Origin of the sequence: Alteribacter aurantiacus DSM 18675, assembly GCF_000429705.1 — a bacterium.
Taxonomy (GTDB): domain Bacteria; phylum Bacillota; class Bacilli; order Bacillales; family Salisediminibacteriaceae; genus Alteribacter; species Alteribacter aurantiacus.
The window spans coordinates 1-25,589 of sequence record NZ_KE386941.1 but is presented as its reverse complement, the minus strand read 5'-3'; the positions used below and the strand labels follow the sequence as shown (position 1 = coordinate 25,589).

At 37.9% G+C, this 25,589-nt stretch carries 21 protein-coding genes, 15 tRNA genes and 2 rRNA genes; 5 read left to right on the top strand and 33 right to left on the bottom strand.

Annotated features, from left to right (window positions below; genetic code table 11):
* The first annotated feature begins 258 nt into the window (after positions 1–258).
* Positions 259–1,113 (top strand): SDR family oxidoreductase, encoded by an 855-nt coding sequence (locus tag G476_RS0103270; RefSeq protein WP_035186604.1) that lies wholly within the window; start codon positions 259–261, stop codon positions 1,111–1,113.
* Positions 1,114–1,216: 103 nt separating this feature from the next.
* On the opposite strand, the gene G476_RS0103265 is transcribed toward G476_RS0103270, so the two are convergent.
* Positions 1,217–4,264, bottom strand: a complete 3,048-nt coding sequence (locus G476_RS0103265; protein ID WP_026688809.1) for an efflux RND transporter permease subunit — start codon at positions 4,262–4,264, stop codon at positions 1,217–1,219.
* A 252-nt stretch (positions 4,265–4,516) separates the two neighbouring features.
* Between G476_RS0103265 and G476_RS0103260 the strand changes: the two genes are divergently transcribed.
* The 3 genes from G476_RS0103260 (at position 4,517) to G476_RS0103250 (ending at position 7,799) form a co-directional block, all read left to right on the top strand.
* Entirely contained in the window at positions 4,517–5,419 is a 903-nt protein-coding gene (locus G476_RS0103260) for an aldo/keto reductase (protein WP_026688808.1), read from the top strand.
* A gap of 129 nt (positions 5,420–5,548) precedes the next feature.
* Entirely contained in the window at positions 5,549–6,445 is an 897-nt protein-coding gene (locus G476_RS21165; RefSeq protein WP_051314632.1) for a DUF4349 domain-containing protein, read from the top strand.
* Positions 6,446–6,782: 337 nt separating this feature from the next.
* The gene (locus G476_RS0103250; protein ID WP_035186059.1) at positions 6,783–7,799 is read left to right on the top strand and encodes a L,D-transpeptidase family protein; all 1,017 of its coding nucleotides are present in this window, start codon (positions 6,783–6,785) and stop codon (positions 7,797–7,799) included.
* Positions 7,800–7,970: 171 nt separating this feature from the next.
* On the opposite strand, the gene G476_RS0103245 is transcribed toward G476_RS0103250, so the two are convergent.
* From G476_RS0103245 to G476_RS0103215, 6 genes are all read right to left on the bottom strand, one after another.
* The gene (locus G476_RS0103245; RefSeq protein WP_026688806.1) at positions 7,971–8,252 is read right to left on the bottom strand and encodes a hypothetical protein; all 282 of its coding nucleotides are present in this window, start codon (positions 8,250–8,252) and stop codon (positions 7,971–7,973) included.
* A 269-nt stretch (positions 8,253–8,521) separates the two neighbouring features.
* Positions 8,522–9,253 carry a potassium channel family protein gene (locus G476_RS0103235; protein WP_026688805.1) on the bottom strand — a complete coding sequence of 244 codons (732 nt, stop codon included), beginning with the start codon at positions 9,251–9,253 and terminating at the stop codon, positions 8,522–8,524.
* 268 nt (positions 9,254–9,521) lie between these two features.
* Positions 9,522–10,043 carry a tubby C-terminal domain-like protein gene (locus G476_RS0103230; RefSeq protein WP_026688804.1) on the bottom strand — a complete coding sequence of 174 codons (522 nt, stop codon included), beginning with the start codon at positions 10,041–10,043 and terminating at the stop codon, positions 9,522–9,524.
* A gap of 273 nt (positions 10,044–10,316) precedes the next feature.
* Positions 10,317–10,715 carry a hypothetical protein gene (locus G476_RS0103225; protein ID WP_026688803.1) on the bottom strand — a complete coding sequence of 133 codons (399 nt, stop codon included), beginning with the start codon at positions 10,713–10,715 and terminating at the stop codon, positions 10,317–10,319.
* Between the two features lie 105 nt (positions 10,716–10,820).
* A complete protein-coding gene (locus tag G476_RS0103220; protein WP_026688802.1) occupies positions 10,821–11,675 on the bottom strand; it encodes a hypothetical protein in 855 nt (284 codons plus the stop codon).
* Between the two features lie 128 nt (positions 11,676–11,803).
* Positions 11,804–14,515 (bottom strand): class I SAM-dependent DNA methyltransferase, encoded by a 2,712-nt coding sequence (locus G476_RS0103215; RefSeq protein ID WP_026688801.1) that lies wholly within the window; start codon positions 14,513–14,515, stop codon positions 11,804–11,806.
* A gap of 132 nt (positions 14,516–14,647) precedes the next feature.
* Here G476_RS0103215 and G476_RS0103210 point away from each other — a divergent pair, with 132 nt between their 5' ends.
* Positions 14,648–15,523 (top strand): DUF3800 domain-containing protein, encoded by an 876-nt coding sequence (locus G476_RS0103210; protein WP_026688800.1) that lies wholly within the window; start codon positions 14,648–14,650, stop codon positions 15,521–15,523.
* Positions 15,524–15,604: 81 nt separating this feature from the next.
* Here G476_RS0103210 and G476_RS0103205 read toward each other — a convergent pair whose 3' ends face one another.
* The 26 genes from G476_RS0103205 to G476_RS0103070 form a co-directional block, all read right to left on the bottom strand.
* Complete coding sequence (locus G476_RS0103205; protein WP_026688799.1) at positions 15,605–15,790, bottom strand: hypothetical protein; 186 nt, start codon at positions 15,788–15,790, stop codon at positions 15,605–15,607.
* Between the two features lies 1 nt (position 15,791).
* Positions 15,792–16,121, bottom strand: a complete 330-nt coding sequence (locus G476_RS0103200) for a P27 family phage terminase small subunit (RefSeq protein ID WP_026688798.1) — start codon at positions 16,119–16,121, stop codon at positions 15,792–15,794.
* Between the two features lie 472 nt (positions 16,122–16,593).
* Positions 16,594–17,004 (bottom strand): phage major tail protein, TP901-1 family, encoded by a 411-nt coding sequence (locus G476_RS0103190; protein ID WP_026688796.1) that lies wholly within the window; start codon positions 17,002–17,004, stop codon positions 16,594–16,596.
* Positions 17,005–17,101: 97 nt separating this feature from the next.
* Positions 17,102–18,619, bottom strand: a complete 1,518-nt coding sequence (locus G476_RS0103185) for a phage major capsid protein (protein ID WP_026688795.1) — start codon at positions 18,617–18,619, stop codon at positions 17,102–17,104.
* A 552-nt stretch (positions 18,620–19,171) separates the two neighbouring features.
* A complete protein-coding gene (locus G476_RS0103180; RefSeq protein WP_026688794.1) occupies positions 19,172–19,924 on the bottom strand; it encodes a hypothetical protein in 753 nt (250 codons plus the stop codon).
* Between the two features lie 560 nt (positions 19,925–20,484).
* The gene (locus G476_RS0103170; protein ID WP_026688792.1) at positions 20,485–21,090 is read right to left on the bottom strand and encodes a hypothetical protein; all 606 of its coding nucleotides are present in this window, start codon (positions 21,088–21,090) and stop codon (positions 20,485–20,487) included.
* A gap of 106 nt (positions 21,091–21,196) precedes the next feature.
* Positions 21,197–21,388 (bottom strand): hypothetical protein, encoded by a 192-nt coding sequence (locus tag G476_RS0103165; RefSeq protein WP_026688791.1) that lies wholly within the window; start codon positions 21,386–21,388, stop codon positions 21,197–21,199.
* Between the two features lie 227 nt (positions 21,389–21,615).
* Positions 21,616–22,527 carry a hypothetical protein gene (locus G476_RS22775; RefSeq protein ID WP_051314631.1) on the bottom strand — a complete coding sequence of 304 codons (912 nt, stop codon included), beginning with the start codon at positions 22,525–22,527 and terminating at the stop codon, positions 21,616–21,618.
* 155 nt (positions 22,528–22,682) lie between these two features.
* Positions 22,683–23,609: a tyrosine-type recombinase/integrase gene (locus G476_RS0103155; protein ID WP_026688790.1), complete on the bottom strand. Its 927-nt coding sequence runs from the start codon at positions 23,607–23,609 to the stop codon at positions 22,683–22,685.
* Between the two features lie 114 nt (positions 23,610–23,723).
* Positions 23,724–23,808, bottom strand: a tRNA-Leu gene (locus G476_RS0103150).
* 45 nt (positions 23,809–23,853) lie between these two features.
* Positions 23,854–23,942: transfer RNA gene (locus tag G476_RS0103145), tRNA-Leu, on the bottom strand.
* 31 nt (positions 23,943–23,973) lie between these two features.
* Positions 23,974–24,048: transfer RNA gene (locus G476_RS0103140), tRNA-Cys, on the bottom strand.
* A gap of 9 nt (positions 24,049–24,057) precedes the next feature.
* Positions 24,058–24,132, bottom strand: a tRNA-Gly gene (locus G476_RS0103135).
* A 4-nt stretch (positions 24,133–24,136) separates the two neighbouring features.
* Positions 24,137–24,211 (bottom strand) — tRNA-Gln (locus G476_RS0103130).
* Between the two features lie 34 nt (positions 24,212–24,245).
* Positions 24,246–24,322: transfer RNA gene (locus G476_RS0103125), tRNA-His, on the bottom strand.
* A 54-nt stretch (positions 24,323–24,376) separates the two neighbouring features.
* Positions 24,377–24,461: transfer RNA gene (locus tag G476_RS0103120), tRNA-Tyr, on the bottom strand.
* Positions 24,462–24,517: 56 nt separating this feature from the next.
* Positions 24,518–24,593 (bottom strand) — tRNA-Thr (locus G476_RS0103115).
* An 8-nt stretch (positions 24,594–24,601) separates the two neighbouring features.
* A tRNA-Phe gene (locus tag G476_RS0103110) sits at positions 24,602–24,677 on the bottom strand.
* An 11-nt stretch (positions 24,678–24,688) separates the two neighbouring features.
* A tRNA-Asp gene (locus tag G476_RS0103105) sits at positions 24,689–24,764 on the bottom strand.
* A gap of 4 nt (positions 24,765–24,768) precedes the next feature.
* Positions 24,769–24,845: transfer RNA gene (locus G476_RS0103100), tRNA-Met, on the bottom strand.
* Positions 24,846–24,851: 6 nt separating this feature from the next.
* Positions 24,852–24,927: transfer RNA gene (locus tag G476_RS0103095), tRNA-Val, on the bottom strand.
* Positions 24,928–25,003: 76 nt separating this feature from the next.
* Positions 25,004–25,078 (bottom strand) — tRNA-Glu (locus G476_RS0103090).
* Between the two features lie 5 nt (positions 25,079–25,083).
* Positions 25,084–25,176: transfer RNA gene (locus tag G476_RS0103085), tRNA-Ser, on the bottom strand.
* A 3-nt stretch (positions 25,177–25,179) separates the two neighbouring features.
* Positions 25,180–25,254: transfer RNA gene (locus G476_RS0103080), tRNA-Asn, on the bottom strand.
* Positions 25,255–25,266: 12 nt separating this feature from the next.
* A 5S ribosomal RNA gene (rrf, locus tag G476_RS0103075) occupies positions 25,267–25,383 on the bottom strand.
* Between the two features lie 95 nt (positions 25,384–25,478).
* Positions 25,479–25,589 (bottom strand): 23S ribosomal RNA (locus tag G476_RS0103070); the annotation flags it as partial.

The following is a 25,589-nucleotide window of genomic DNA, read 5'->3' as shown; positions in this document are numbered from 1 at the left end:
CCTCATTACAGCAAGATGTTTTCGGAAAGCGTCATGCTTTTATACATAAACAAAGAAGACATGAGCTGAAGATGGATGACCCGTAAAAGGCATGCACATGATAAAACAACTGTAATGTGAATGTACACCGTCATCTTAAAACAAGGTAAAAAGACCGAAATTCATCAATACTCGGTTTACAACTTGGGGAAACTGGAAATGGACAAAAGAAACCAATGGAGGAGAGTGACGAACGTGAGATATGAAGAAGTGAAAAACATGCAAACGAACGGACAACCAAAACAAGTTCAAAAGAAGCAGCCGGGACTTGAAACAGAGATGGATCCAATGCCAATTTTTGATGACCCCGACTACATAGGTAGCGGCAAACTAAAAGATAAAGTCGCACTCATAACCGGTGGAGATAGTGGTATTGGTAGGGCCGTCGCTATCGCTTTTGCAAAAGAAGGAGCTAACGTAGCGATTGCCTACAAAGACGAACATGACGATGCCGGAACAACGAAAAAGCTCGTTGAAGATAAAGGTGTTAAATGCGAAATCTATGCTGGTGACATTGGTGATGAGCAATTTTGCCGTGATCTCGTAGAAAAAACAGTGAGTGAATTTGGTCAGCTCGATTGCTTAATTAATAACGCAGCGGAACAACATTATGCAAAAGACTTGAGAGACATCACGAGCGAACAACTTCACAGGACGTTCCAAACGAACATTTTCTCTGCTTTTTACCTTACACAGGCTGCACTTGATCACCTAAAAGAAGGCAGTACCATCATCAACTCTGTTTCCATCGTTGCGTACCGAGGCATGCCTGTTCTTATGGATTACGCGTCTACAAAAGGGGCACTCGTCGCTCTCACTCGGTCTCTGTCTGAGAACCTTGTAAAAAAAGGCATTCGAGTAAACGGAGTAGCACCGGGTCCAATTTGGACACCGCTCATTCCTGCTTCATTCCCAGAAGACGACGTGGCCGACTTTGGATCAAACAGCCCGATGGGGCGACCAGGACAGCCCGCTGAACTAGCCCCAAGCTATGTTTACCTCGCGTCCGGAGACTCTTCCTATGTGTCAGGCCAAGTGATTCACGTAAACGGCGGGGATATTATTAACGGGTAGGTCTCAGCACGTATCATCGCCACAGCCAATTTCCTTTTCTCAATATAAGAATAGCCCAAAAGCGACGACGCGCCTTTGGGCTTTTTGCTTTTTTCATGTAACGTTAAGACGCTACATCAATCATTTCCGCTTGCTTCTTCTTTTTTCGCCTAAACAAGCGCTTAAAGCCACGTCCTACATCCTCAAATAGTAGGTATACAGACGGAATTAAAACTAATGTTATAAACGTCGCAAACAACAGGCCTCCGATAATGACCGTGGCAAGAGGCGCTTGATAAGCACTGGCGCTTCCCGTTGCCAAAGCAAGCGGCATCATCCCCCCCACCGTCGTTAATGTGGTCATAAAGATTGGACGGATCCGATTCTTCCCAGCTTCTTTCACCGCTTCATTCACATCCAAGCCTTCGTTTCGTAGCTGCTTCGTACGGTCAATCAATAGGATCGCATTGTTTAACACAACCCCAATTAACATGAGTAATCCGAGTGCCGATAACACGCTTAACTCTCGCTGCGTGATTAAGAGAGCCAAAATCGATCCGATCACCGTCATCGGGATCACGCTCATGACGATTACAGGATGAACGAGACTGTTAAACTGGACAGCCATCACAAGGTACACAAGGAAAATTGAGATCCCTAACACTACAAGAAGATCCATGATCATTTCTTGTTGCGCTTCCATATCACCAGCCGTGGATACAGAATAGCCGACTGGCACTTCATAATCACTAATTACGCTCTGAACATCACGGGACACAGACCCTAAATCACGGCCCTCGATCTCACCAGATACGGTAATATAGCGGTCTCCGTTATTTCGATCAATCTGAAGCGGTGATTCGATTGTTTCCAAACTCATGTACGTAGATAACGGTTCAACACCAGCTGCTGTCACGAGTTCAAAATCGTTCAAAGAAGCTTCGCTATCGATCACAAAGTCAGATTTAGCAACGACTGGAACCGCACGCCCACTCTCCGCAATTTCACCAACAGGCACCGTTGTAAACGAGCCTTGTAGCTGCATAAACAAATCGCTTGTGGTCAGTCCATCTTCCTCAAGGGCTTCTTCATCAAACACAAACTGGCGCTCTTCACTCGTAGCTTCCATGGAGGTAGCCACATTGACGAGACCATCGATCTCTTCAAGTTCGCTCACAAGAGATTGACCGATGTTTTGAATCCCATCTAAGCTCTCTCCCTTGACCGTAAGTTGGATCGGCGCTCCGCCCATCGGTCCTGTAATCATCCCGACGTTTTTAACCGGAAACTCTTCTTCAAGCTCTCGAAGGGCTTCGTTAATAGCCAGGTTCACCTCATCCTGAGGCGTCGTTACCTCATTGCCCGTAGTCATGTTAATAATGGCGAACATGAACTGAGGATCGTCGATAAAGACGCTCGACTTCACGTCAGGGACTTCTGACAATTTTTCATGAGCTGCTACAGCAATCGCATCTCTTTCCGATGGTGTAATCCCACTTTCAAGCTCCACCCCAATCTCTGCGTAACGATCGTATACGTCAGGCATCAGTGTAAGAGGGACTTGAGTAGTGAGGGCAATCGACCCGACAAATACGAGGAAAAAGACCATAATCATCGAGTACCGACGTCGTTTTTTCCCACTTAACCAACCGATCAGACTTCCATATGAGGCAATGATTCGGCTTTCCTTTTTCTTTTTACGGTCTTTTTCACGAAGCTTCAAGAAGTTCTCCGCAAGAGCTGGAATGAGTGTAAAGGACACTACAACCGAGCTCACCAGTGTAATCACCACAACCACACTCAATATGAGAATGAATACCCCAGCGTCACCGCCAAACAACCCAACAGGTACAAATACAACGACCGTTGTGAGCATAGAGGCAATAACTGCAGTGGCAACTTCACGTACGCCTTTGGTTACAGCTTCCATGCCTTCGTATCCTTGCTCTTTTTTACGATAAATCGATTCCAAAATTACGATGGACGCATCCACCATCATCCCAACCCCTAGACCAAGTCCAACAAGGGTTAGGACATTAAAGCTGTATCCAAACACCCACATCGTCGCAAAGGTTAGCAAGATCGATACAGGAATGGTAAGTCCGATAATCATCGTCGCTCTTACGTTACGTAAAAATACCAGAAGAACCACGAGGGCTAGTAAGCCACCAATCAAAATATTTTGCGTAACCCCGTCAAGAGATGAACTCACATAATCCGCTTGTGCGACAAGTTCACCGAAAGAGAAACCGACTCCCGCTTCGTGGATCGCTGCTACTTCCGTCCTCACATCCGCGGCCATATCAAGCTGCGTGTATCCGTTCGCTCTGCCAATTTCCACAAGAATAAAATCTCGGCTTCCGTCTTTCCAAGCCACCGACGAGTGTTGGTTATTTTCCACCGAAACCGATGCCACATCACTTAACGCCACCGGCCCATCCATCCCTGGCACAACCGCTTGTTCCAAATCGTTCAGTGATTTGAATGACGTGTCCCAACGAACGGAGGGTTCATTTTCATCCGCTGTGAGCTCCCCAAGAGACATGTCTACATTGGCCTGCTGAAGTGCGCCGACCACTTGGTTCATATCAAGACCGTTCTCCATCAGAGCATCCCGGTCAAATTCGATCACATATTCCGTTTCTTCCAACCCGCTTAGCTGTACTTCCCTAACAGAGGAAAGCCCTTCAAGACGAGGCTTAACGACTCCCCTTGCAAATTCACTCATCTCTTCCATAGAACCGCCGGAGATTTCCATATAAAACTCGAAACCTTGATCGGTACTCATAGGAAACACTTGAATAACATTCACACCGCTAATTTGAGATTCCAAGCTTGATAGATTCGCTTCAAGATCCCGTGTAACTTCCTTCATTCTTCCTTCTTCAATTTCCACAAAGAAAGAGCTGCTTCCAACCGATGATGAGGACTGAAACGACTCTACCCCATCTGTACCGCTTAACACTTGTTCAATCGGTTTCGTAAGCCTTTCTTCAACGTCCAACACAGGCATATCCCCTGCACTAGCTGAAATCATCGCCATATCGAAATCAATGGATGGAATCAACTCTCGATCAAGCTTGTTGATGGAGTACAACCCAACCATGAACACCAATACGACCATGAGCCCAATCACAATCTTTCGCTCAAGCAACCTTTGTAACAAACCCATACAAATCCCTCTCTTTTCCCCGTTTTATTACCCTCGTTTACTTACGAATGAAAACCCAATCGGTTTCCATTATAAAGAAATAACTGTTTATTTTTCACATTTTTATTATAGTCTGTAGAAAAGACCTAAACCACGGCCCCGCGACCGTTCTTCACTACGCCTCTAGACGGAGATGGAATATGTAGCCGACAACACGATTCCATGGTTAAATAAAAGAAGGCATTACATCTACCTACATAAGGAGTGCTTAACATGGAGCGAATCACGTTAACAAAAGACATCTCGTTTTCCCGCATCGTTCACGGTGCTTGGCGTTTAAATGACTGGAACTACACAACTGATCAAACCATTGAATTGATTGAACACTGCATAAGCAAAGGCATCACCACATTCGATCACGCTGACATTTACGGAAGCTACACGTGCGAAGCCCTATTCGGCCGTGCCCTTGAAGCGAAACCCGAACTACGAGAAAAAATGGAGCTTGTCACAAAATGCGGCATCGTCTTGGAATCACCAAACCGCCCAGCGCACAAGTCCCACCATTACAACACGTCAAAAGAACACATCCTCCTCTCTGTGGACAACTCGTTACGGGACTTGAAAACCGATTACATCGACACGTTGTTGATCCACCGTCCCGATCCGATGATGAATCCGGAAGACGTAGCCGAGGCCTTTTCAGAATTAAAGGCGTCGGGTAAAGTACGGAGTTTTGGCGTAAGTAACTTTAAACGTCACCAACTGAACATGCTTCAATCGTATTTGGATGACGCACTCGTCACCAATCAAGTCGAAGTATCTGCTTACGAGCTTGAAAACATTCAAGACGGAACACTCGACCTATGTATGGAAAAACGCATGCCCGTTATGGCATGGTCCCCTCTCGCGGGCGGAGCGATCTTCTCTTCAAATGACGAAAAAGCCGTACGGTTAAGAGATACGCTCACAACGGTCGCAGAAGAACTTGGAACAGAAGATCTTTCTGAAGTGCTATATGCATGGCTCCTAAACCACCCGGCTAAGATCATGCCGATTGTCGGTTCTGGAAAGACCGCTCGCATTGATTCCGCTGTGCGAGCTCTTGAGCACAAGCTTACGTTGGATCAGTGGTTTGCTATCTTGCACTCTTCTATGGGACATGACGTACCATAAAAGCACCACGCTCTTTAAAGGGACTTCCTTTAAAGAGCTTTTTTATTTTAATCATCAACCAAAAAAAGGTTTGTAACTTTTTCCAGATACACTCGTCTACTACGTAAACGACCAATAGGGGGTCAGTAGATGAAAAAGAATATCGTTTTTTTGTTTGTGGTGATGGTGCTTTTGGTTACATCCTGTAGCAATCGAGATTATGATGAATCTTACGACAGTGATGTGGAGTATGACAGGGACATGGCGAGCGATGACGTGGCAGCTGGGGAGTACGAAATGGCTGATGAAGAAATGGCAGAGTCGGAATCTCGTGAAGCCGCAAGTAACGCTGAACGAACGCAAATGGTCATCTATAACGGAGACATAGCCATTGAAGTGAGGAACTTCGAACGAGCCCAACAACAAATTGAACAAGAAGTAGAGCGACTCGGTGGATTTGTGTTGCAATCGTCCGTTTACCAAAGAGGAACATCCGATGACCGCTCTGGCAACATGACCGTTCGCGTCCCCCAAGAGCATTTCTTTTCATTTATGACTGACTTGGAGTCATCCGATACCCGCGTGCTCGAAAAGTCTTCTTACGGAAATGACGTTACGGAAGAATATGTAGACTTGGAATCACGCCTCCGCTCGCAGGAAGTTCTTGAAGAACGACTCCTTGCCTTTTTAGACGAAGCGGAAAATACGGAAGACCTTTTGCAAATCTCAAGAGACTTGTCTGAAGTACAAGGTGAAATCGAACACATTCAAGGACGAATGAATTATCTTGAAAACCATGTGGCCTTCTCGACTATTTCCATTCACATTCAAGAACGAGCCGTGTCCTCGCTTCAAGACCCTGAATCGTTAAACACCTTTGAGCGGGCTCAACGGCTGTTTATGAACACGGTTAACGGCATCGTATCCATGTTCTCGGGGGTCGTTGTCTTTATGATTGGCTTCTCCCCTGTGATCGTACCTCTGGCAATCGGTGCAGGAACCCTTTACTACCTTTCAAGGAAACGCTCATCTGATAAGTCGGTTTAACCCCCCTTTCCAAGCATCAATCATGGTGCTTGGTTTTTTAATGAGTAAATCCTTGCTCAGTGTGTGTGATCTCCGCTTCACGCTATCCGCTCCCTTTCCGCGGCGGTGCCGGCGAGCCTCCTCAGGCAAAGCCTTTGCGGGGTCTCTCCTGGCTCCCACAGCCGCAGGAGTGTCGCTGCTAGCGTTCAGCTACGCATTACAAATGGACAAGGCACTTCACATTAATTAATAGGGTTACGACTAAGAGGCATAATCATTATTTATTTTAAAATCGGAAAGTGGACAAACCGCTCCTCATATTGTTTATTAACTTTCAACTTTATGGGGGAATTACATCATGATCAAAAAACTTCTTTGCTACATACTCTTAGGGGTCTTCTTTTTTGTGTGGCAAATGCCATCAACCGAAGCGTCCGGTACCGATCAGCTTATTATTATTAACAAGTCGAACAATCAACTAGCCTTCTATGAAAACAACAAGCATGTGAAAACATTCAGTGTAGCCACCGGTCGTTCGGCAAGCATGACGCCAGAAGGGACATTCAAAATCGTAAACAAGATTAAAAACCGTCCATACTACACAGGAAACATAGCTGGCGGCGATTCAAGGAATCCTCTTGGTGACCGCTGGCTAGGTATCAATGCAAGAGGAACATGGGGCACCACGTATGCGATTCACGGAAACAATAACTCGGCTTCCATCGGCACCTACGCCAGTGCCGGCTGCGTTCGCATGCACAATGAAGAAGTTCGCTGGCTCTATGATAAAGTCAAAGTGAACACACCTGTCGTCATCGTCTCTTCAAGCAGTTCTTTTAACACAATCGCAAAAGCCAATGGCTATAACTTAGACGGAGGCTCAAAAGCCGTACCAGTGAGCTCTTCAACTCCAACGCTACAAATGGGAAGCCGTGGCGCAGCTGTGACAGACCTTCAGCGACAACTGACGAATAAAGGCTACAGCACAAAAGGGATTGACGGGATCTTCGGAAGAAACACTGAAGCTGCCCTTAAGAAGTTCCAAAAAGACAACAACATCACAGCTAATGGCGTCGCCCGATCCGACACATGGAATGCACTGAAAAACGCCAAAGCCACAAGCCCATCATCAACCAGTCCGCAAAAAAAAACCACGACCAATACCGGAATTGTTACCAACCAGCCGACGGTACGACAAGGCAGCAGTGGATCCGCTGTTACTAATCTGCAAAACCAACTCAGAAGCAACGGCTATAACATCACCGCGGACGGCATCTTCGGACCACAAACAAGAAGCGCAGTCATTAGCTTCCAACGTCAAAAAGGCCTCACACAGGATGGCATAGTCGGACCGAAGACTTGGGGAGCGTTTTAAACAGGAATAAGGGAACCCACCTCTGCGTGTAGAGGTGGGTTTATATTTAAATATGAAAGTGTCACAATAGTTGCTTTTATTTAATGGACGATGTATTCATAACATAATAAAAGGAATGGACAGAAAACCCATTCCAACTAAAAACAAACACTTCAGTTGGTTAATCCATGATTAAGCAGAATTACTTCGAATTTCATTACGATATTCGATTTCTTGAATGACTCCACTAATAGCAACTAGAATTAATCCACCAACCGTTGTAAATGTAAATAAACCTCCTGCGATAAACCATCGTAAAGGATGCTTAATTCCTTCATCGAATACATACCCAGTTACACCAACCTCCGCCGGAACTAGCATGAGCCGTAAACCAATGTAAACTGACGCAATTGCTCCGATAACTAAAATGGTCCAACCTGCGCCAAATGCTAACTTTCCAATACCATTATCCATGTAATTTGTCTCCTTACCATTTAGTCTATATAATCACTTCTCACACCTAGATAATTCTATTTCTCAAACAGAACCATAGTATGTTATTAAAAGAATAGAAAAACCTGATGATCCTCATTTCTGCTATGATACCTAGAACATTCATCCCCCACCCTGCATCCAGATCCCTATCACACCTAACAGAAATAAAATACAGAGAATAGCTAAGACTGTATCACCAATTGCTAGATCCTGTGCCTGGTTTTGATACCTTCGCTTTCTTTTTTTCATCAGACTGACTCCTTTTTAGCCCAAGTCCGGTGTTGGTCTTTCTTATATCGCTCCAATATAACAATAATATTTTCTATTTCACTAGGAGATAGGTGATCTATACGACTAACTTGTTCCTTTAAATAAATGATCGTTGGACTTATTTCTTCCTCTCCTTTTATAAAGAAAGTAGCAATAGCCCCTGTGGTCATTCCAATAAGCCCGATTCCAACAAACATTAAAACCACAGCTACCGCTCTCCCAATACCCGTTTCTGGAGAGATATCTCCATAACCGACAGTTGTTGTCGTAACCACCGACCACCAAATAGCATCTTGATAAGTATCTACTGACGTTTCGTAAAAGTGGATGGGGATAGAAGACAAAAAGATTAGCCCTGCAGTTACACCAATTAGTTTATCTAACCCGTTTGTTTTAAGAATTAAAAAGAATGGTCTAGCAAACTTCTTACCAATTAAAAACATTCTCAGAACCCTAAATAAACGAGCAAATCTAGCTAACTGAAAAATCGCGTCTAAAGGAATGATGGCTACAATATCGAAAGGATTCTTTCTTACGTACTCCCATTTCTTATCTGCACGCATAATTCGAATGGACACATCTACTATAAAGATTGCTAACACAAATCGGTCTAACATAAGGAACGTTTGATTGTCCGTCCAAATCACTACAAGTGACACCAACGCCAAAAGAAACATGATTAATTCATACGTAATAACAGTTCTCTTCAATTCATCACCTACTCCCTAAACTAAAATTACCTACATTTATTCCTTATTTTACAATTATATCACCGTATATCGAGAAAACGAGAGATTATTTGTATAAATTTGGTATCTTTTCAATAGTTATACATTCTATGTTTCGCAAAAAATACAAAAACGGTTCTCAACATTGAGATACCGTTAGGTTAGAGAAAAATATTATTTTTATTCGCAAGGTTAAGAGACTCTATTGTACTTTTCAGTTTTCTTGACATTAATTATCCATATTCAAATCTTATCTCCATATTATATATAGGTAATAAAGTAAAGCTACTTCCCATTCTTTGATTGATGTATCATAGACCTCATACTTCAAATCCTTTATATATACTCGTGGCACCTCAGCCTTGGCTAAAAGCTTATTAGTATTTCTTTCACGAAAGTAGATCCCTCTATCAATCAAAGTTGAACTCATTTCGATAACTGTATCGCCTCTATAGTAATTCATCATAATATCTGTTTTAATCTTAGTTTTGTTATGGATTATACATTCATTTTGAGCATGACCACTCTTAGATGTGATTAACCTCCACTTTCCTGTAATCCCTTCCTTTAGAATAGGCTCTTGTTCAAGATACATCTGCACTCCGTCACAGCAGACTCCTTTAATGTTTATTTGAAAGTTAATCAACTTTAATAAATATCCGGTAATCCCCTTATAAAACCCTTGCATTTGAAATCTCGGGTTACCTTGCTCGTTATAAACGATTGTTTCCTCTGTAAACCTCATTGGATTATTGAAACTATACTTATTCATAAAGGTACACTCCAGCTCTAATTGTTTGGTTCTATTGTATGGTGCTAAAAATAATACAAAAAACGGTCCTCATAAATGAGAACCGTTAGTCTAATATGTATGGTACCGGTGGCCGGGGTCGAACCGGCACTCCGTGAGGAACACGATTTAGAGTCCCAAAAGTAACCAAATAACTTATAAATACAACAGCCACAACAGTTTGTTGGACTTTTGTTTTTTTTAGTTAACACGATTACTACCAATTATGACTTTGGTTCTCCAAATCGTCAAGCCTTAATGAATTTGTTTATTGAATTTTGCTTGACCTAATTCCTTATACTTATCGATTAGTAGTACTTCATATTCCCTTGCATCTTCCTCGATCTCAAACTCTTCAACGATTTTATATTGTATCTTCCCTTCTTCCATTAATTCTCTGTGTACTGAGTTCCTTCTATTAGTATATCGTCTGCACCTATACCATACTCCACTTCCGACATATACTACTTCTCCATCTAACCAATGTTCATAGACGGTAAAATTATTTACTTTCCTAAGTTCATCAGGATTTAGGTCAAATTCCTTAATAAGTTGAATTATTTTTTGAAACGATGTTCCATAGATTTTTGCAATATCTTGGTTCGTCATTTTATCAGATAAATATTGTATAAGTTGCTCTTTTGTTGGCAACATAGGCAATCACCTCATTTTTCTTATATCGAAGTGATTGGATTGGTAAACATACAATAGATGTTTTATTTATAATAAATGTCCATCTTAAAGTTATAGACTTCTAACTTATAATGTTGCTTGTCCAGATACCTCTTTTTTCATAATGACCTTCCATATTTTCCTTTGTTCATCAATTTTTTGTTTTATAACGGAGTTGTCCTGGCTCATTTCATTTAAGTCAGTCATGTAAGTTGATGAATGATACACTGGATTTAAATTTAACCAATATTTATGCATTAAGTCTAGCAATTTCCTTGAGTGATCGGTAATTTCATTAGAAAAATATAACTCATTATAAATTAGATAATCGTTAGCGTCATACCATTTAACCTCAGCTCGATTATAATCAATGATGTTTTTAAGTCTTTCTATTTCCGAAATTGCTTTATCTCTATCTTGTTGCCATAAAGAAAGAATTCTATTTTTATCTCCTGAATTCATTTCTATAACTTCACAATAGGTTTTTACATCTTCAATATCGGAGTTTTTAAAAGTGGGGAATTTTCGAATTCCTCTTAAGTAATAAATATAACCTAATGCTTGCTCGGTTAAGAAATATAGTTGAGGGTATCGCTCATTTTGTTGACTATTGAATGTCTCAAAATTTAGTAACACCTTTTGATGCTCAAGTCTTAAAGACTCCAATTTATTTTGTTGTGTACTTCTCAAAACTTCTATTTTTGATTGTAAATCATGATCAAGGTTTCCCTTTAAGGTGATTAATTTTCCTTGTACTTCCTCGTCTACCTTACCTTTAAGTTTAGTTAATCGGCTCTGGAACCGATGTTCAACGGATTTTTGAATAACAAAATATAGTATAACACTTAATGCAGCAAACAAAGCAAAATTTGAAATAAAGATATCCCACTGATTAGATAGGTATGTAGTAATAGTTATTGGTATTATTCCTAAAAGAAACATAATTTCCCTCCTAGAAAGAACGGTTTACATGATATGTACAATAATAAACCGAAAAAGTATTGTTTTAAACATAAAAATCACCTTAACACTTTTATTAGGTGATTTTTATGCGAATTAAAATTATTATTTTATATATCGTTAACCTTATCTAGATAAAGTTTAAACAAGTGCTCTACTCTCTCATTATCATTCTTAAATGATTTCCCATATGCTTTATCTACAGCTTTATCTAAACTTCTATGTGCTTTTACTAAATCTACTGGCATTACAATTGGATCATATAGATCAGCTAGGGTGCTTCCCATTTTTTCATACTTTTCTCTTATTGATAATACGTCATTAGCACGCTTCTCTATAGTATTACGTATTTTTTCATTTTCAGTAGGGAAAATGAAATTATTGTATACTACAGTACTTGAATAACTTATTCTGTTCTCTAGCCTACCACAGACAGTTTTGGTCCAGGCATTATGCATTGCAGATGTTAGAATTCCAAATAAATATAAATCTCCGGATGAAAGTTGATATATCTTATTACTGCAAATTGTTCCTTTTTTAAAATAGGCTATGGGGATAATACTTCTATTTTCGGACGAAACTTCAGGAATAGCCAATATATCATCCTCAATTACTCTGTCTTCGGTAAACTGCGTAGGGAAATCCGCCCATTTTTTTGTTGCATGTTTTGTACTTGCTAATCTTACTTTTCTTACTTCCTCGACTCTTTCTCTGACTAAAGGCATCTTTCTTAACACACCAGGAGGGCAATTTCTTAAATATAATACATACCTTTTCCGGCTATTAATTAATTCCTTTGATCCTACCCACTCTCTAAAGTACTTTGCAGAATTAGGCTCTTTTTTTATGAACTCTTCCTTTTCCTCTAAATTAAATAAATAATATCCTCCATCTGCCGGCTTTGTACCATAAAGTATTTCTTTTACATCACAAATTGGTTTTCTGCGTCTTTTTATGAATATTGTCGGCGCATCGAGCAAATAGTGATTAATGTTATTAGCGCTTATCATTGTAGCTGGACCAGAAACATTCGGGTATGTAAATAGCATTTTTTTACTTTCTGACCTTCGACTAAAACCTATAATTACGCAATAAACAGCAGCCTTACCTTTAGCTTCACTAGACCACTTAAATGTCTGATGTGCAAAGTTTATCAAGATGGCTTTTTTATGCATAAGATACTTCCACAAAACTATTGCTTGTAAACCTTGAACTATAGAATTTGTAGAAACAAAAGCAACAGAAATATCGGTTCCCTCAATGAAGTCCGCAGCTTTTATATACCATGCAGTGACATAATCTAGGCCGCCTGCAGCCTTAATTGGTTTTACTATTGGTGTTATATCTTCTTTTTGTTCCTTACTCATATAAGCAGTACCGACGAAAGGGGGATTTCCAAGTATAAAATGTAATCGTTCAGGACTAACAATATCTTCCTTCCAATCCATTCTTAATGCATTGCCATAAATAATATTAGGTTTGGTAGTTAGAGGAAGTCTAACAAAGTATTGGCCAAACTCTTCACTAATTGCCATGTTCATCTGGTGATCAATTAACCACATAGCTAGTTGAGCTACCTGAGTTGCAAATTCATTTATTTCTACTCCGTAAAATTGATCAACATTTACTTTTACCCAAAGATCAATTTTCAACACCATTTTCCCTCTTAGTAATTCTCGTATTACTTCCATCTCCAGCAATCGGAGTTCTCTATAAGCAATAATAAGAAAGTTCCCACAACCACAAGCAGGATCTAAAAACTTTAAACTTGCAATCTTTTCATGGAAGAGCTCTAACTGCTTCTGGCTTCTTTTCGCTTTTTTAAATTCTTTCCAAAGATCTTCAAGAAAGAGGGGATTTATTACTTTTAAAATATTTTCTTCGTTTGTATAATGTGCTCCTAATGATCTTCTTTCTTCACTATCCATTACGCTTTGAAATAATGAGCCAAAAATTGCAGGAGAAATTCGACCCCAATCAAGTGCTGAACTCTCTAATAACATTTCCCTCATTTCAGAATCAAAATAAGCTAACCTTAATCTTTTCGAAAACAACCCACCGTTTACGTAAGGAAATTTATCAAGAGTCTCATCAATATTCGCTAACCTTTCCTCAACAGGAGTATTTAAAACTTCGAATATCAGTTCTATTGTACCAGCAAGATCTGAACCATCCTCTTTAGTATGATGTTCTATATAATCTCTAAATAGGTTTTTCTCATAAATACCAGTATCATCTGCAAATAAACAGAATAATAGTCGAACAAGGTAAACTTCGAGATCGGAACCACCATACCCTATCTCCTTCAATTTATCATGTAGCTCTCCCATCTTTTCCGCAGCTTCAACATTTACAGGGTCTTGTTCTTTAATTTCCTGTTGTTGATAACCTGCAATAAAACCAAAGAGTTCAATATTTTGGGGGAATTTTTCTAAAGTAAAAATTCTTTTGGAATCTGTGTCTAGGTCGTATAGTGCAAAGTTTTCAAAATCTGAGACTAAAATATACTTTGGCAGTTCGGACTCTTTTAATCCAGGAAAATAATCCTTAGCTTGTTTATATGCCCTTTCTAAGTCTTTTCCTCTGGATTTATGCTCAACTAATAAGACGCCTTTCCATAGAAGATCTATATACCCACTCTTTCCACCTAATGTTTTTACTTTCTTTTCAAATGATGCGGTTCTTCTTCTCGAGATACCAAAAACGTTAAAAAATTCATCCCAAAAAGTTTTTGCTTCAGCATTTTCACTTGTCTCATCTTGCCATTCTTTTGCAAACCTAATTGCTCTAACTCTTATTTCATTCCAACTAAGCATTGCCATTATTAAACACCTCATTATCTACTTAACCATAGCTAAATTCTACTATATATTAGTTCAAGAATGTTGCATTTATCTATATTCTAACAGCTTAGTTATGATAAAATTGTAGAAAAAGTAAGAAAAGGTGTAATTATGACGAATTGGGATAAAAGACCAACAATTATTAATGAGTGGACAGAAGACTTTGATTACATTATGTCAATTGATGAAAATGGAACAAATGACCTTAATGGAATGAAAATGTTAAAAAGAAATAAACCATTAGAATTCATGAGAGCAGTTATAAACGAATCTTTATACAAACATGACAGATGGTTTACAATTTCAGGAATAGTGTTAAAAAAAGAAGATTTTAATTCATTCAAGGACTCAGTTAATACAATTAAATTTCATTATTGGAGGGATGGTTTATATAACTATAAAAATGGTGAAAGGAGGGTTGTATTTCATTCACGTGAGATACGTCGAAAAGAAGGCCCGTTTAATCCAAAACTGATAAATTTCAATGATTTTTTAATAGATTTAACTGACATGATTTGTAATGCGAATTATAAAATATATAGCTCTTCAATAGATAAAATTAATCATGTTAACCAGTATGCAAATCCTTATGAAGTTTATGATCTTTGTTTAAACTTCATTATTGAACGATACTGTAGACAATTAAACCGTGAGGGTAAAAAAGGAATTTTGATGCTAGAAGCTAGAGGGAAAAATGAGGATAAAGCCGTATTAACATATTTAGTTAATCTTTTAAGTAACGGAAACAACTATCATGATAGTAGCCACTTTTCTAATATCGTAGGTGTTTATTTCAATGAGAAATGGTGCTTTTCTAAAAATAAAGGCAAAGCTTCTTTCATTCAACTTGAATTAACAGATCTTGTGTCATTTCCTATTTTTAAATACATGAAAACAGGAGAAAAAGATCGAGCTTTTGAGGCAATTGAATCAAAGTTAGATAATGCGCCATATTATATGGGGCATGGAATCAAAAGATTCCCATAAAAAAAGCCGCTCAATGCGGCCGTCCGAGCTATCCCCGAACCCTAATAACATTATAGTCACAGAATTTTAAATTATTCAAGCCTATAGATCATACTTTTTGAAGAATTCTACTTGCTCAATGATTGTTGAGTTATGCTTCCAACGCTCAGCCACTCCATTTAAGTAAGTTGAATATTCTTGGCCAACCTTATCTTGGATCTTTACGATATAGAGGGTTGGGTCAATAACAACCCTTTCTTCTAGGAGTCGTTTAAATAAGTCCGCCATATTAGCCCCCAATTAATTGAGTGATGAATTCAGAGGTAGCTGCTTTATCTTTTTCTTTTGATTTGGAAGCTGCATCTAAACCAAGTAAAATGAGCGACTCACGAATTTTAGCTTCAGCTTTATTTTTCACAGCTACAGATGGATGCTCTTTTTTTCCATGGAGTCCATCCAGAACGAATCCTTCTTTAAGTAAATTCCTTTCACATTCAATTACAGTATAGACATTGAAAGATAAACGATCAATTAGGATTAACTCAGTTGGTCCAACAGTTCCATTTGCTGAAACAGCTTGATAGATATTTGATTGAATCTGTTCAATCTTATCGTTCATATAATCCGCTCCCTGAAATGTAAATATTTGTATAAAAATGCTTTTCACAAAAAATGCAGGTATTGCGTGTGACCCTCCCCTCGTTATTTCAAGCCTTTATGCGTTTTTTCTAGAAAAGTATGGGGTATAGGTTAGCTTAGTTCCATTTTGATTCAATGCGAGTTCTAACTACTTGATAACTTACTTTGTCCAAACCTTTTTTAACTAAATGATTATTTACTGCATTTAAAACATATCTACGACTTTTCTTTATGTTATTGTCCTCTAATAGACTACCGTAATAATCGACTAAGAGATTTGCATACATACAGCGATAGTCTCTGTCATTCATGTACTCTTTTAGCTCTTCCATTGAGTCAAACTTCTTATTGATATTCATAATCTTTATAATTCCTTTCTTTATTGGCTGATCTCAGCCTGCTATATACAAATACAAGGTGGAGTAGCCATAAGACCACTCCATACAATTCATTTATTCTTGTTCTCCAAGTGCAGTGTATAGTGCTCCACTACCTTGTAGACTTAAAGAATACGTTACAAGATCATCGTAAGGAAACTCGAGTGAGAAATCTGTTATAGTAGCGTTTCCTTCATATTTCGTACCAGATGGGAGTTCGAGATATACGTCAACATTTTCAGAATTGATAAATGCTGTTTCAAGAATTCCGTAAGCTTCATCAGATTCGATGAACGCACCATCACAATCAACTGACCATTCTTTAAATCCTTGTAAATTCTCTTTCCAAAAACCTTCAGTATCTTTTGATGTAGCATCAATAGTTTCTGCGGAACGAGAAAGAGATGCGTTCTTTTGACCAGCTAACACTTTTCCAGTTGTTGCATCTTTAATGAACAACTTAACTTTCATTCCTGTGATTTTCATATTTTAAATAACCTCTTTCATTTTCTACTTAAATAAAAGAGAGCTGACCTAAAGTAGATCAAGTCTCATAATTTGTGAAGTTTTTTCACAATAATGATTAAGCAATAACTAATTTTGCAAAAGCATCTGGATTGTAAACGCATCCGTCCATATAACTATCAAAAACGAATAGTTGACTACCACGTAATGCTTGTTTAGAATCTTGAACTACTGTCATTGTAGCGCCTTTTTTAACCATAACTGCATATCCATCTTCAATCGAACCAAGAATTAGTGGAGTTTGACCGGAAGCATCTCCATCTTCTAGAGCAGAAGAAATTACAACTTCTAAACCGAATAGAGTTTTTGTTGGTTTTCCATTAATTATTCCATTTTGCACGTAAGCATGGCCTACAGCATCCTTCAGTTTACTTACTCTATTGAAGAAAGGACGAGACATGATAAATTGAGCTTTAGAAAGATATTCTGGGTGAATATTTAGAGTCATATCAAGCAAAGTATCTAGCAGTGAAACATCTGCTGAAAGAACGAAAGCTTCAACTTCTTCTTCATGAACAATTCCACGAAAACTTTCATCAGTATTACCATGAAGTATTGATTCCTCAACAGCTTTGTAAACTCTTCTTGCTAGCAAGCTAGGTACATATTCAGCCATATTAATAGCAGCGTCATTAATTAGTTGATTAGTTAATGAAAGTGCAGCTCCTACTCGTTTTTGTTCGAGTTTAACTTCTCCAAGAATCATTGCGTCTTCGATAAGGTTTTCACCTTCACCAACGAACATACCTACTCCAACAGCGTTTTCACGAGGGATTTTTAGAGCTCCACTTGTTGAATAAAACTTTTTAGCTCGTGCAAATACAGGAGAAACTTCCTCAAGTTTCACTACGATTTGGTCTGCCACGTTTTCTGGAATGACTGCTCCACTGTAATCTGTAGTTTGTAGATCACGAGTTGCAATACCTTTTAGCGTTTCGTTAAATTCGCGGCTTTCGTTTTCTTTTCGAATTTCAATTTCATTTTTGGTGTTATATCTAAATTCTGTTTTCATTTTGTTTAATTGTTCCTTTTCATTTTTAAGGTTTGGAATTGTAATATCTTCAACTAGATCAATTCCTCTAGCTGAAAGTGTAGATTGTGAGTATGCTGGATTTTTAACAGCCGAAACTTCAAAGAGTTCCAATTCATGAATTGTTCTTTCTGCAATTCCATTTAGTCCAGATTTCCAATAGTCCTTAACTGTTCGAAATCCAAAGCTCATGTTTCGTAAAATTCCAGAGTTGATCAATTCGTAGTAGTCTTTTCCGTAAGAAGTTGGAACAATTGTTGCTTCCATATAAAGACCAACATTATCTTCACGAAGGGATAATGAATTATTCCGAGTTGAAGCTAAAACCTGTTTAGTATCATGTTCAGCTAAGAAATCAATATCTGTTTTAGTGTTCTTAATTGCTCGATCAAAAGCGCCTTTAGCTATCTTCTCTACAAATTTTTTTGCACTACCAAGAACCTCTGAGAGTTGTTCAACTTTATTTACATAGCCACTTACTTTCATTGAGCCATCTTCATTAGCTCTAATTTCACTGTTATAGAATCGCAATTCTACTTGTTTCAAATGAGTTCACCTCTTTGTTGTTATCGCTGATAAATCAGCTTATATATTTTTCGAATGCCATCTAGCAACTCAACTACTTAGAGAAAGCTTGGAGGAATCTCATGGATAAAGAATCTAAATGGCATTTGGAAAACATAAAAAAGGCTACCCAATAATATGAGTAGCCCGTTTGTTCCGAAATGATCGGAACTGGTAAAGAAAAATCGAAATGGTTGTCAAGTTTTACATTGACTACCTTAGAGAAGGGAAAATAAGTGTTTAAACATAAGAAAGAGACGTTATCAGCACTACTATTATGTAGCGCTAAATTTTATATGGATAAATTGATTTTTAAAAAAGGAGAGAGAGGAAGGAGGTCGCCAACCTATCTCTCAAAGTGTAGTCATGAAATATGGAACTTCTGTAACTACATATATAAAGGAGAATTATGGAAACAATCGAACGTTATGTCAGACGTTCGACTGCATAAATTTAATCTTTAAATTAATTTGTTTATCAAATAACCCTTATATTAAATAAGTAACTAAAGTTGCGTAAAGTTACAGTTTTTCATCAATAATCTTCAACTTTTTTAAAATAATATTTTCCAAGATATTTTTTGTCTTCTTTGATGTAGTTGAAAATTGTTTGGCGACTTGGAGCTCTTTTTAAGCCTTCTTTTCTACTAGCCCAAAAGCTAATATCATCTTTACATTTCACTAGATCAATTATTTGAAAGTTTTCGTTTATGATGTACCAAGGTTGCATTTTTCTGAAATCTTCAGCTGTTTCATATTGAAGGATATTTTTATAGTCTAGTCCTGTGTCATGACTTTCAATAATAGCAAATATTTGTTTTTCTTTTTTAAGCAATTTTTCAGCTTTCTTAAACTCCTTGATCATTTCGGTTTCTTTAGTTTTAGTTTTACTGGCTGCTATTTTTTCATACATCTTTTTTGAAGCTTTATCATAAGATTTTTGCCAAGCTTTTTGAGCATTGATATATTCCGTGCTTCCATTTTCAATAATTACTTCTTCGTCTTTTAAGTGCTCTACATTAAACAGAGGAATTATTTTAGTTGAGTCAGATCCTAAAGCTTTTGCTATAAATGATGCAGTCTTCTTTTGTTTTAATAATACGGATATAAGTTTTGCATCATCAGAACGTAAATGAGTGTTTTCCATTATGAATTTAGCTATTCTTAAAACTCCAACATTCTCTAAAATCAGCTCGTTCTTAAAGAACAAGTTGTATTTTTTTATAGAATATTTTAAGGGTGGATCTTCAACATCATGAATTTGAATTTCTTTTGGCATTGTAATCATAGTTAGCTTTCTCCTCTTGTTCGTTTTTTAGTAGTATGTCTTGGTCATAAAATTGACTAGTCCTTAAAATCTTTCCACGTTAGTTCTCCACTTTTGATTTTATTATTGTTGATAAATCAGTATCTAATTGCCGAGTATTTTCAAATACAAAAACGACTAAATTGGGATGCTTTCGATTTTGTTCAAGACCTATTAAACTATGACCACTTTGAATTAGACTAGTTGCAATAGATTTGTTGAATATTTTTTTGTGCATTGGGATCGTTTCTCCTTGGAATTATTCTTGATGTTGTTTATCAAGTAATGTATTTATATCTACTGGATTGAAAACGTAAATGAAATTTAGAAATTTATTAAAGGTTTTTTAATTCTATTCTTTTTCTCTTGCTAGTAAAATTACGAAGTGGAACGGAGTAATTTTGCGGCAATAATATATTTTATTATTTATTATTTAATTATTTAGTGTATCAATTTTGCTTCACTGGAGTAATTTTGTATAACAAATTTGCTTCTCTGGAGTAATTTTGTAAAAACAAAAAAAGGACTATAAAAATAGTCCATTATCGAATTTCATAATCTTTTAAAATCTCATATTCTGTATTAAGTTCTTTTAGATTATTTCCTTTGTCAACAATCTTAATCCAACCTTTAGCCTCTAATACATTGATAGCACTAGTTAAAGTGTTTAGATTTTTCACTCCACTATAATGTGAAAGATTAGCTCTACCAATTCGAATCCGCTTTATCTTTTTTTGCTTGTAAGAATTTGATTGTTTTGTAAAGCTAAATAAGATTAAGAAAACTCGTATTTCGTTAGTTTCAAGACTTAACAGTTCATTAATTTCATGCTCAAACAAAAACGAGAAATTTGTCATATCGTATGGAAACTGAACTACATGACGTTCATTCGCAGAATACTTAGCAGGAATAAAATCTATCACTAGATGATTTTCCATTTCCTCATCGATCATCTTATAAACAGTCGATTTTGCAATACTTCTACTAACATTCGCTGTTTCAGCAAGTTCTGAAATTGTAAACGAAGCTTTTCGATTTCCATTCATTAATTTCAACATTCCTAAAACAACTTTGCTATCGTACTTCTTGAGTAAATTTTTCCCATAATAGAATTTATAATCTCTAATATAACTTAGTTTTTGTTCCATAATATTTCCTCCTAGTTTAGTTGGTCAGATTTTTTATATCAATCGAGCACAATTTGTAACCAACTAGGAGAAAGAAAACTAAAATTTTATATAAAAAAAGGACAGCTTACTGCTGCCCATACATTAAGTGAAACATCCTTTGTTGTGTTTGCATTATTGAACTATACCTCTCAAACAGTTGTCGTTCTTTACTTGTAACTTCAAAACCTCTTCCAATCTTTCCTGCAATATTTTTAATTTGAATTAGCTCGTTCATTGTGAAATTTTTCAATGCTTTTTTGATAAGTTGATTTTTCATAAATATGACCTCCAATATTATATTCGAAGTCATTGTATCGAGAGTATTTAATATGTAAAGCTAAAAAAATTTTGACTTGTTCCATTTGATTATAAAAATATAAAGGTTAGAATAGTCACAGATTGACCCATATTCAATCTTAAGAGAGAAGGTAATATTAATCTATTATCATAAGGATAAATGGCTTAGAATTTAAACCTGGGGCTTCAATTTTTTTCTGTCATCCTCTATTCAGTTAACCAACTTGGTGTATTACCACATGAATAATCTGAAACACGATGTTGATCCAGTTTGAAACAATAAGCTTTTTCCACCCATTCTTTAATCATGCCTCTCATATTATTTATGTTCTTACATACTTCCAACATTTTTATAACAGTCTTTGAAAACTCATGATCATTTAAAGCTGTCGTGTCATCTAATGCACAATTAGGAATTACATATTCTCTACCAATTTGATATTTATAAGCATCTTCAATTAAAAGAATTTGTTCGGAAGATAAAGACACAGATTTATTTGAAATCATAACTTTAATCCTATTCTTTAATTCTTTTGGAAATTGAGCTTCCCAAAGAATTTCATAAATATCTATAGGATTAGGATTAAGGTTTAGTTTTATATTTTTATTTTTATATTTTTTATTTTTATTATTTATTTTTAGCGTTACCTTTTGTTCATGCATGCCGTTACTTTTTGTCAACGCATGGTATTCCTTTTCGTCATACCTAGCATTTACCTTTTGTCCTTCATTAGTAGGGTTTGAGTTAGTGTCCAGGTCTTCCCTTTTGTCAGAGCTTGGTATTCCAATCAAAACCTTTTCAATTTTCTTTGTAATATGAAAGTACTTCTTTGATGGCATTCCCATTGTTCTTGTTTGAATATATCCAGCAGTTTCTAATTCTTTTGTGGCTTTAAGTTGTTGTTTGTATGTTAAAGCAGTTTCTTCTTCTAATGTTTCGGCAGTTAAAAAGAAGTATTTCTTTCCGTCTTTATTTGTTAGCATTCCTTTGCTATCAAAACTCTCGTAACTTGAACATAGTTGACCAAAGATAATCGAACCATTAACTGATACTTCATGGGCAAGTTCTTTGTTATACATGACGAAACCTTTCCCACTTAAAATTGATACTAACTTCATCTGTTCACTCTCTCCCTTTGACATCACAAAAGAAGACATGCTACAATTTTATTGCAGAAGTCTATCTTCTGTTTCGTTTTTAAGAGATGGTTGGGGTCCAATCCAATTACCATCTCTTTATTTTATTATAATATATCGAACATACGTGCGTACATTTAAAGTTTTAGTCCTTTTAAAGCTCCATATTGTTTATGTTTTTGTTCTATATCTGGTCCCCAAAGGTTTACATATCTCTTAGTTATGGTCATGTCACTATGGCCCAGTATTGTCATGAGACTAAAAGCATCAACTCCAGCCATTATCATTCGTTTTGCCATTGTATGTCTAAATGTATGTGGACTAACTCTTTTTGATATTTTTGCTTCTTTTCCATACTTTGAAAAGCTTGTTTGAATACTATGTGGCTTAAGCTCTTTGTTGTCTCGATTAATGAACAGCTTATTTGTTTCAACATAACCACGGATCATTAAATATCTTTTTAGCTGTTCTTGTGTTGTATCTGACAAGTAAACAATTCTTTCAAATAAATTTTTAGTCTTTCTAATAATTATCTTGTTATCTCTAACGTCATCCACCTCAATTCCGATTAACTCAGACAGTCGAACTCCAGTATCTAAAAACACAAGCAAAACCACTTCATCTCTAAATCCAATGAAAGTTTTCTTTTTACGTAATACCCTTATCAATGCTTCAATTTCTTTGTTATCCAATGTCTCTATTGTTTTTTGTCTATCTCGTAATAATTTAATGTTCTTCATAGGATTTTTCTCAATGAGCTTGTTTTTATTTAAGTAGTTATAAAATGCTCGAAGTGCTCTTAATCGTGTATTTATTGTAGTTATTTTCATGACTTTTTTACTTTGTAGAATTAATTCCTCAATGCCTTTTTGTTCACATTCAACTAATGGTATGCTTATAAACTTTTTAGCAGCATGAAATTCATTTTTATAATACTCGATGGTTGCAGGTCTTAAATTTCTTAAGTAACAATCTCTAAAAAATAAATCAAATGCTTCATCATCACTAATTGTTTTCTTGATTATTTTCATTTCTTCTTCTGTTAATTCATTACGTCTTCTCATAAATTTTCTCCTAGGCACACGATTATCGCTTATTTTAGTCGTGTTAAAAGAACGCAAAAAAAGACCTCAACATTACTGTTGAAGCCTTGTGAATACTGCATTTATAGTTATGTATGGTACCGGTGGCCGGGGTCGAACCGGCACTCCGTGAGGAACACGATTTTGAGTCGTGCGCGTCTGCCTATTCCGCCACACCGGCAAATCTAAAAGGCAATTCGAGTGCTTGTCTTATCTTAGTCTTTTCTGGTGCCGAGGGCCGGACTTGAACCGGCACGGTAATCACTTACCGCAGGATTTTAAGTCCTGTGTGTCTGCCAATTCCACCACCCCGGCATGACATCTATAAGACAAAGTTATATATAATTGGAGGCGGCACCCGGATTCGAACCGGGGAATCAGGGTTTTGCAGACCCATGCCTTACCACTTGGCTATGCCGCCTTAATAAAATGGAGCGGAAGACGAGATTCGAACTCGCGACCCCCACCTTGGCAAGGTGGTGTTCTACCACTGAACTACTCCCGCAAAATGGCAGGGCTAGCAGGATTCGAACCTGCGCATGACGGAATCAAAATCCGTTGCCTTACCGCTTGGCTATAGCCCTAAAATTACGTCCATTTTAGTTAATTTAAATTGTATGGGGCGATCAATGGGACTCGAACCCATGCATGCCGGAATCACAATCCGGTGCGTTAACCAACTTCGCCATGACCGCCACAGCTTACATTACCATATGCCTAAGCATCAGATAATGTTCCAAAAAACTCAATGGTGGAGGGGGACGGATTCGAACCGCCGAACCCTGAGGGAGCGGATTTACAGTCCGCCGCGTTTAGCCACTTCGCTACCCCTCCAAAAGAGACAATTAATATTTTACAAAAAAATGAATAACCCGTCAAGGATTATTTGGTGGTGCTGGCCAGAGGACTTGAACCCCCAACCTACTGATTACAAGTCAGTTGCTCTACCAATTGAGCTAGGCCAGCATACAAAATGGTGGCTCGAGACGGAATCGAACCGCCGACACGAGGATTTTCAGTCCTCTGCTCTACCGACTGAGCTATCGAGCCAAACATTTTAATGGCGGTCCCGACCGGGATCGAACCGGCGATCTCCTGCGTGACAGGCAGGCATGTTAACCGCTACACCACGGGACCTTTTTGGTTGCGGGAGGAGGATTTGAACCTCCGACCTTCGGGTTATGAGCCCGACGAGCTACCAGACTGCTCCATCCCGCGACGATATGGTGGAGGATGACGGGCTCGAACCGCCGACCCCCTGCTTGTAAGGCAGGTGCTCTCCCAACTGAGCTAATCCTCCGAATATTCATTTATCCTGAAGCTCTTCACATACTTTCATATGCTAGCTGCTTCAATTGAATGAGATATGTAAGTAATGGTGACCCGTACGGGATTCGAACCCGTGTTACCGCCGTGAAAGGGCGGTGTCTTAACCACTTGACCAACGGGCCATATCTGGCGGAGAACGAGGGATTCGAACCCTCGAGACGGTTCTACACCGCCTACACGATTTCCAATCGTGCTCCTTCGACCTCTCGGACAGTTCTCCATATGGCTCCACAGGTAGGACTCGAACCTACGACCGATCGGTTAACAGCCGATTGCTCTACCACTGAGCTACTGTGGAATAATAATACTTGCCTAGCGACGTCCTACTCTCACAGGGGGAGAGCCCCCAACTACCATCGGCGCTGAAGAGCTTAACTTCCGTGTTCGGCATGGGAACGGGTGTGACCTCTTCGCTATCGCCACTAGACAAATATGAAGTTAGAGAGATATTCTCTCAAAACTAGATAACAGCTTCGACACTCTTCACAGAGTTTCGTTAGAAGACTAAACAAACATCAATTTTTGGATAAGCCCTCGATCGATTAGTATCTCTCAGCTCCACGCGTTGCCACGCTTCCACATGAGACCTATCAACCTCATCGTCTCTGAGGGATCTTACTTACTTAACGTAAT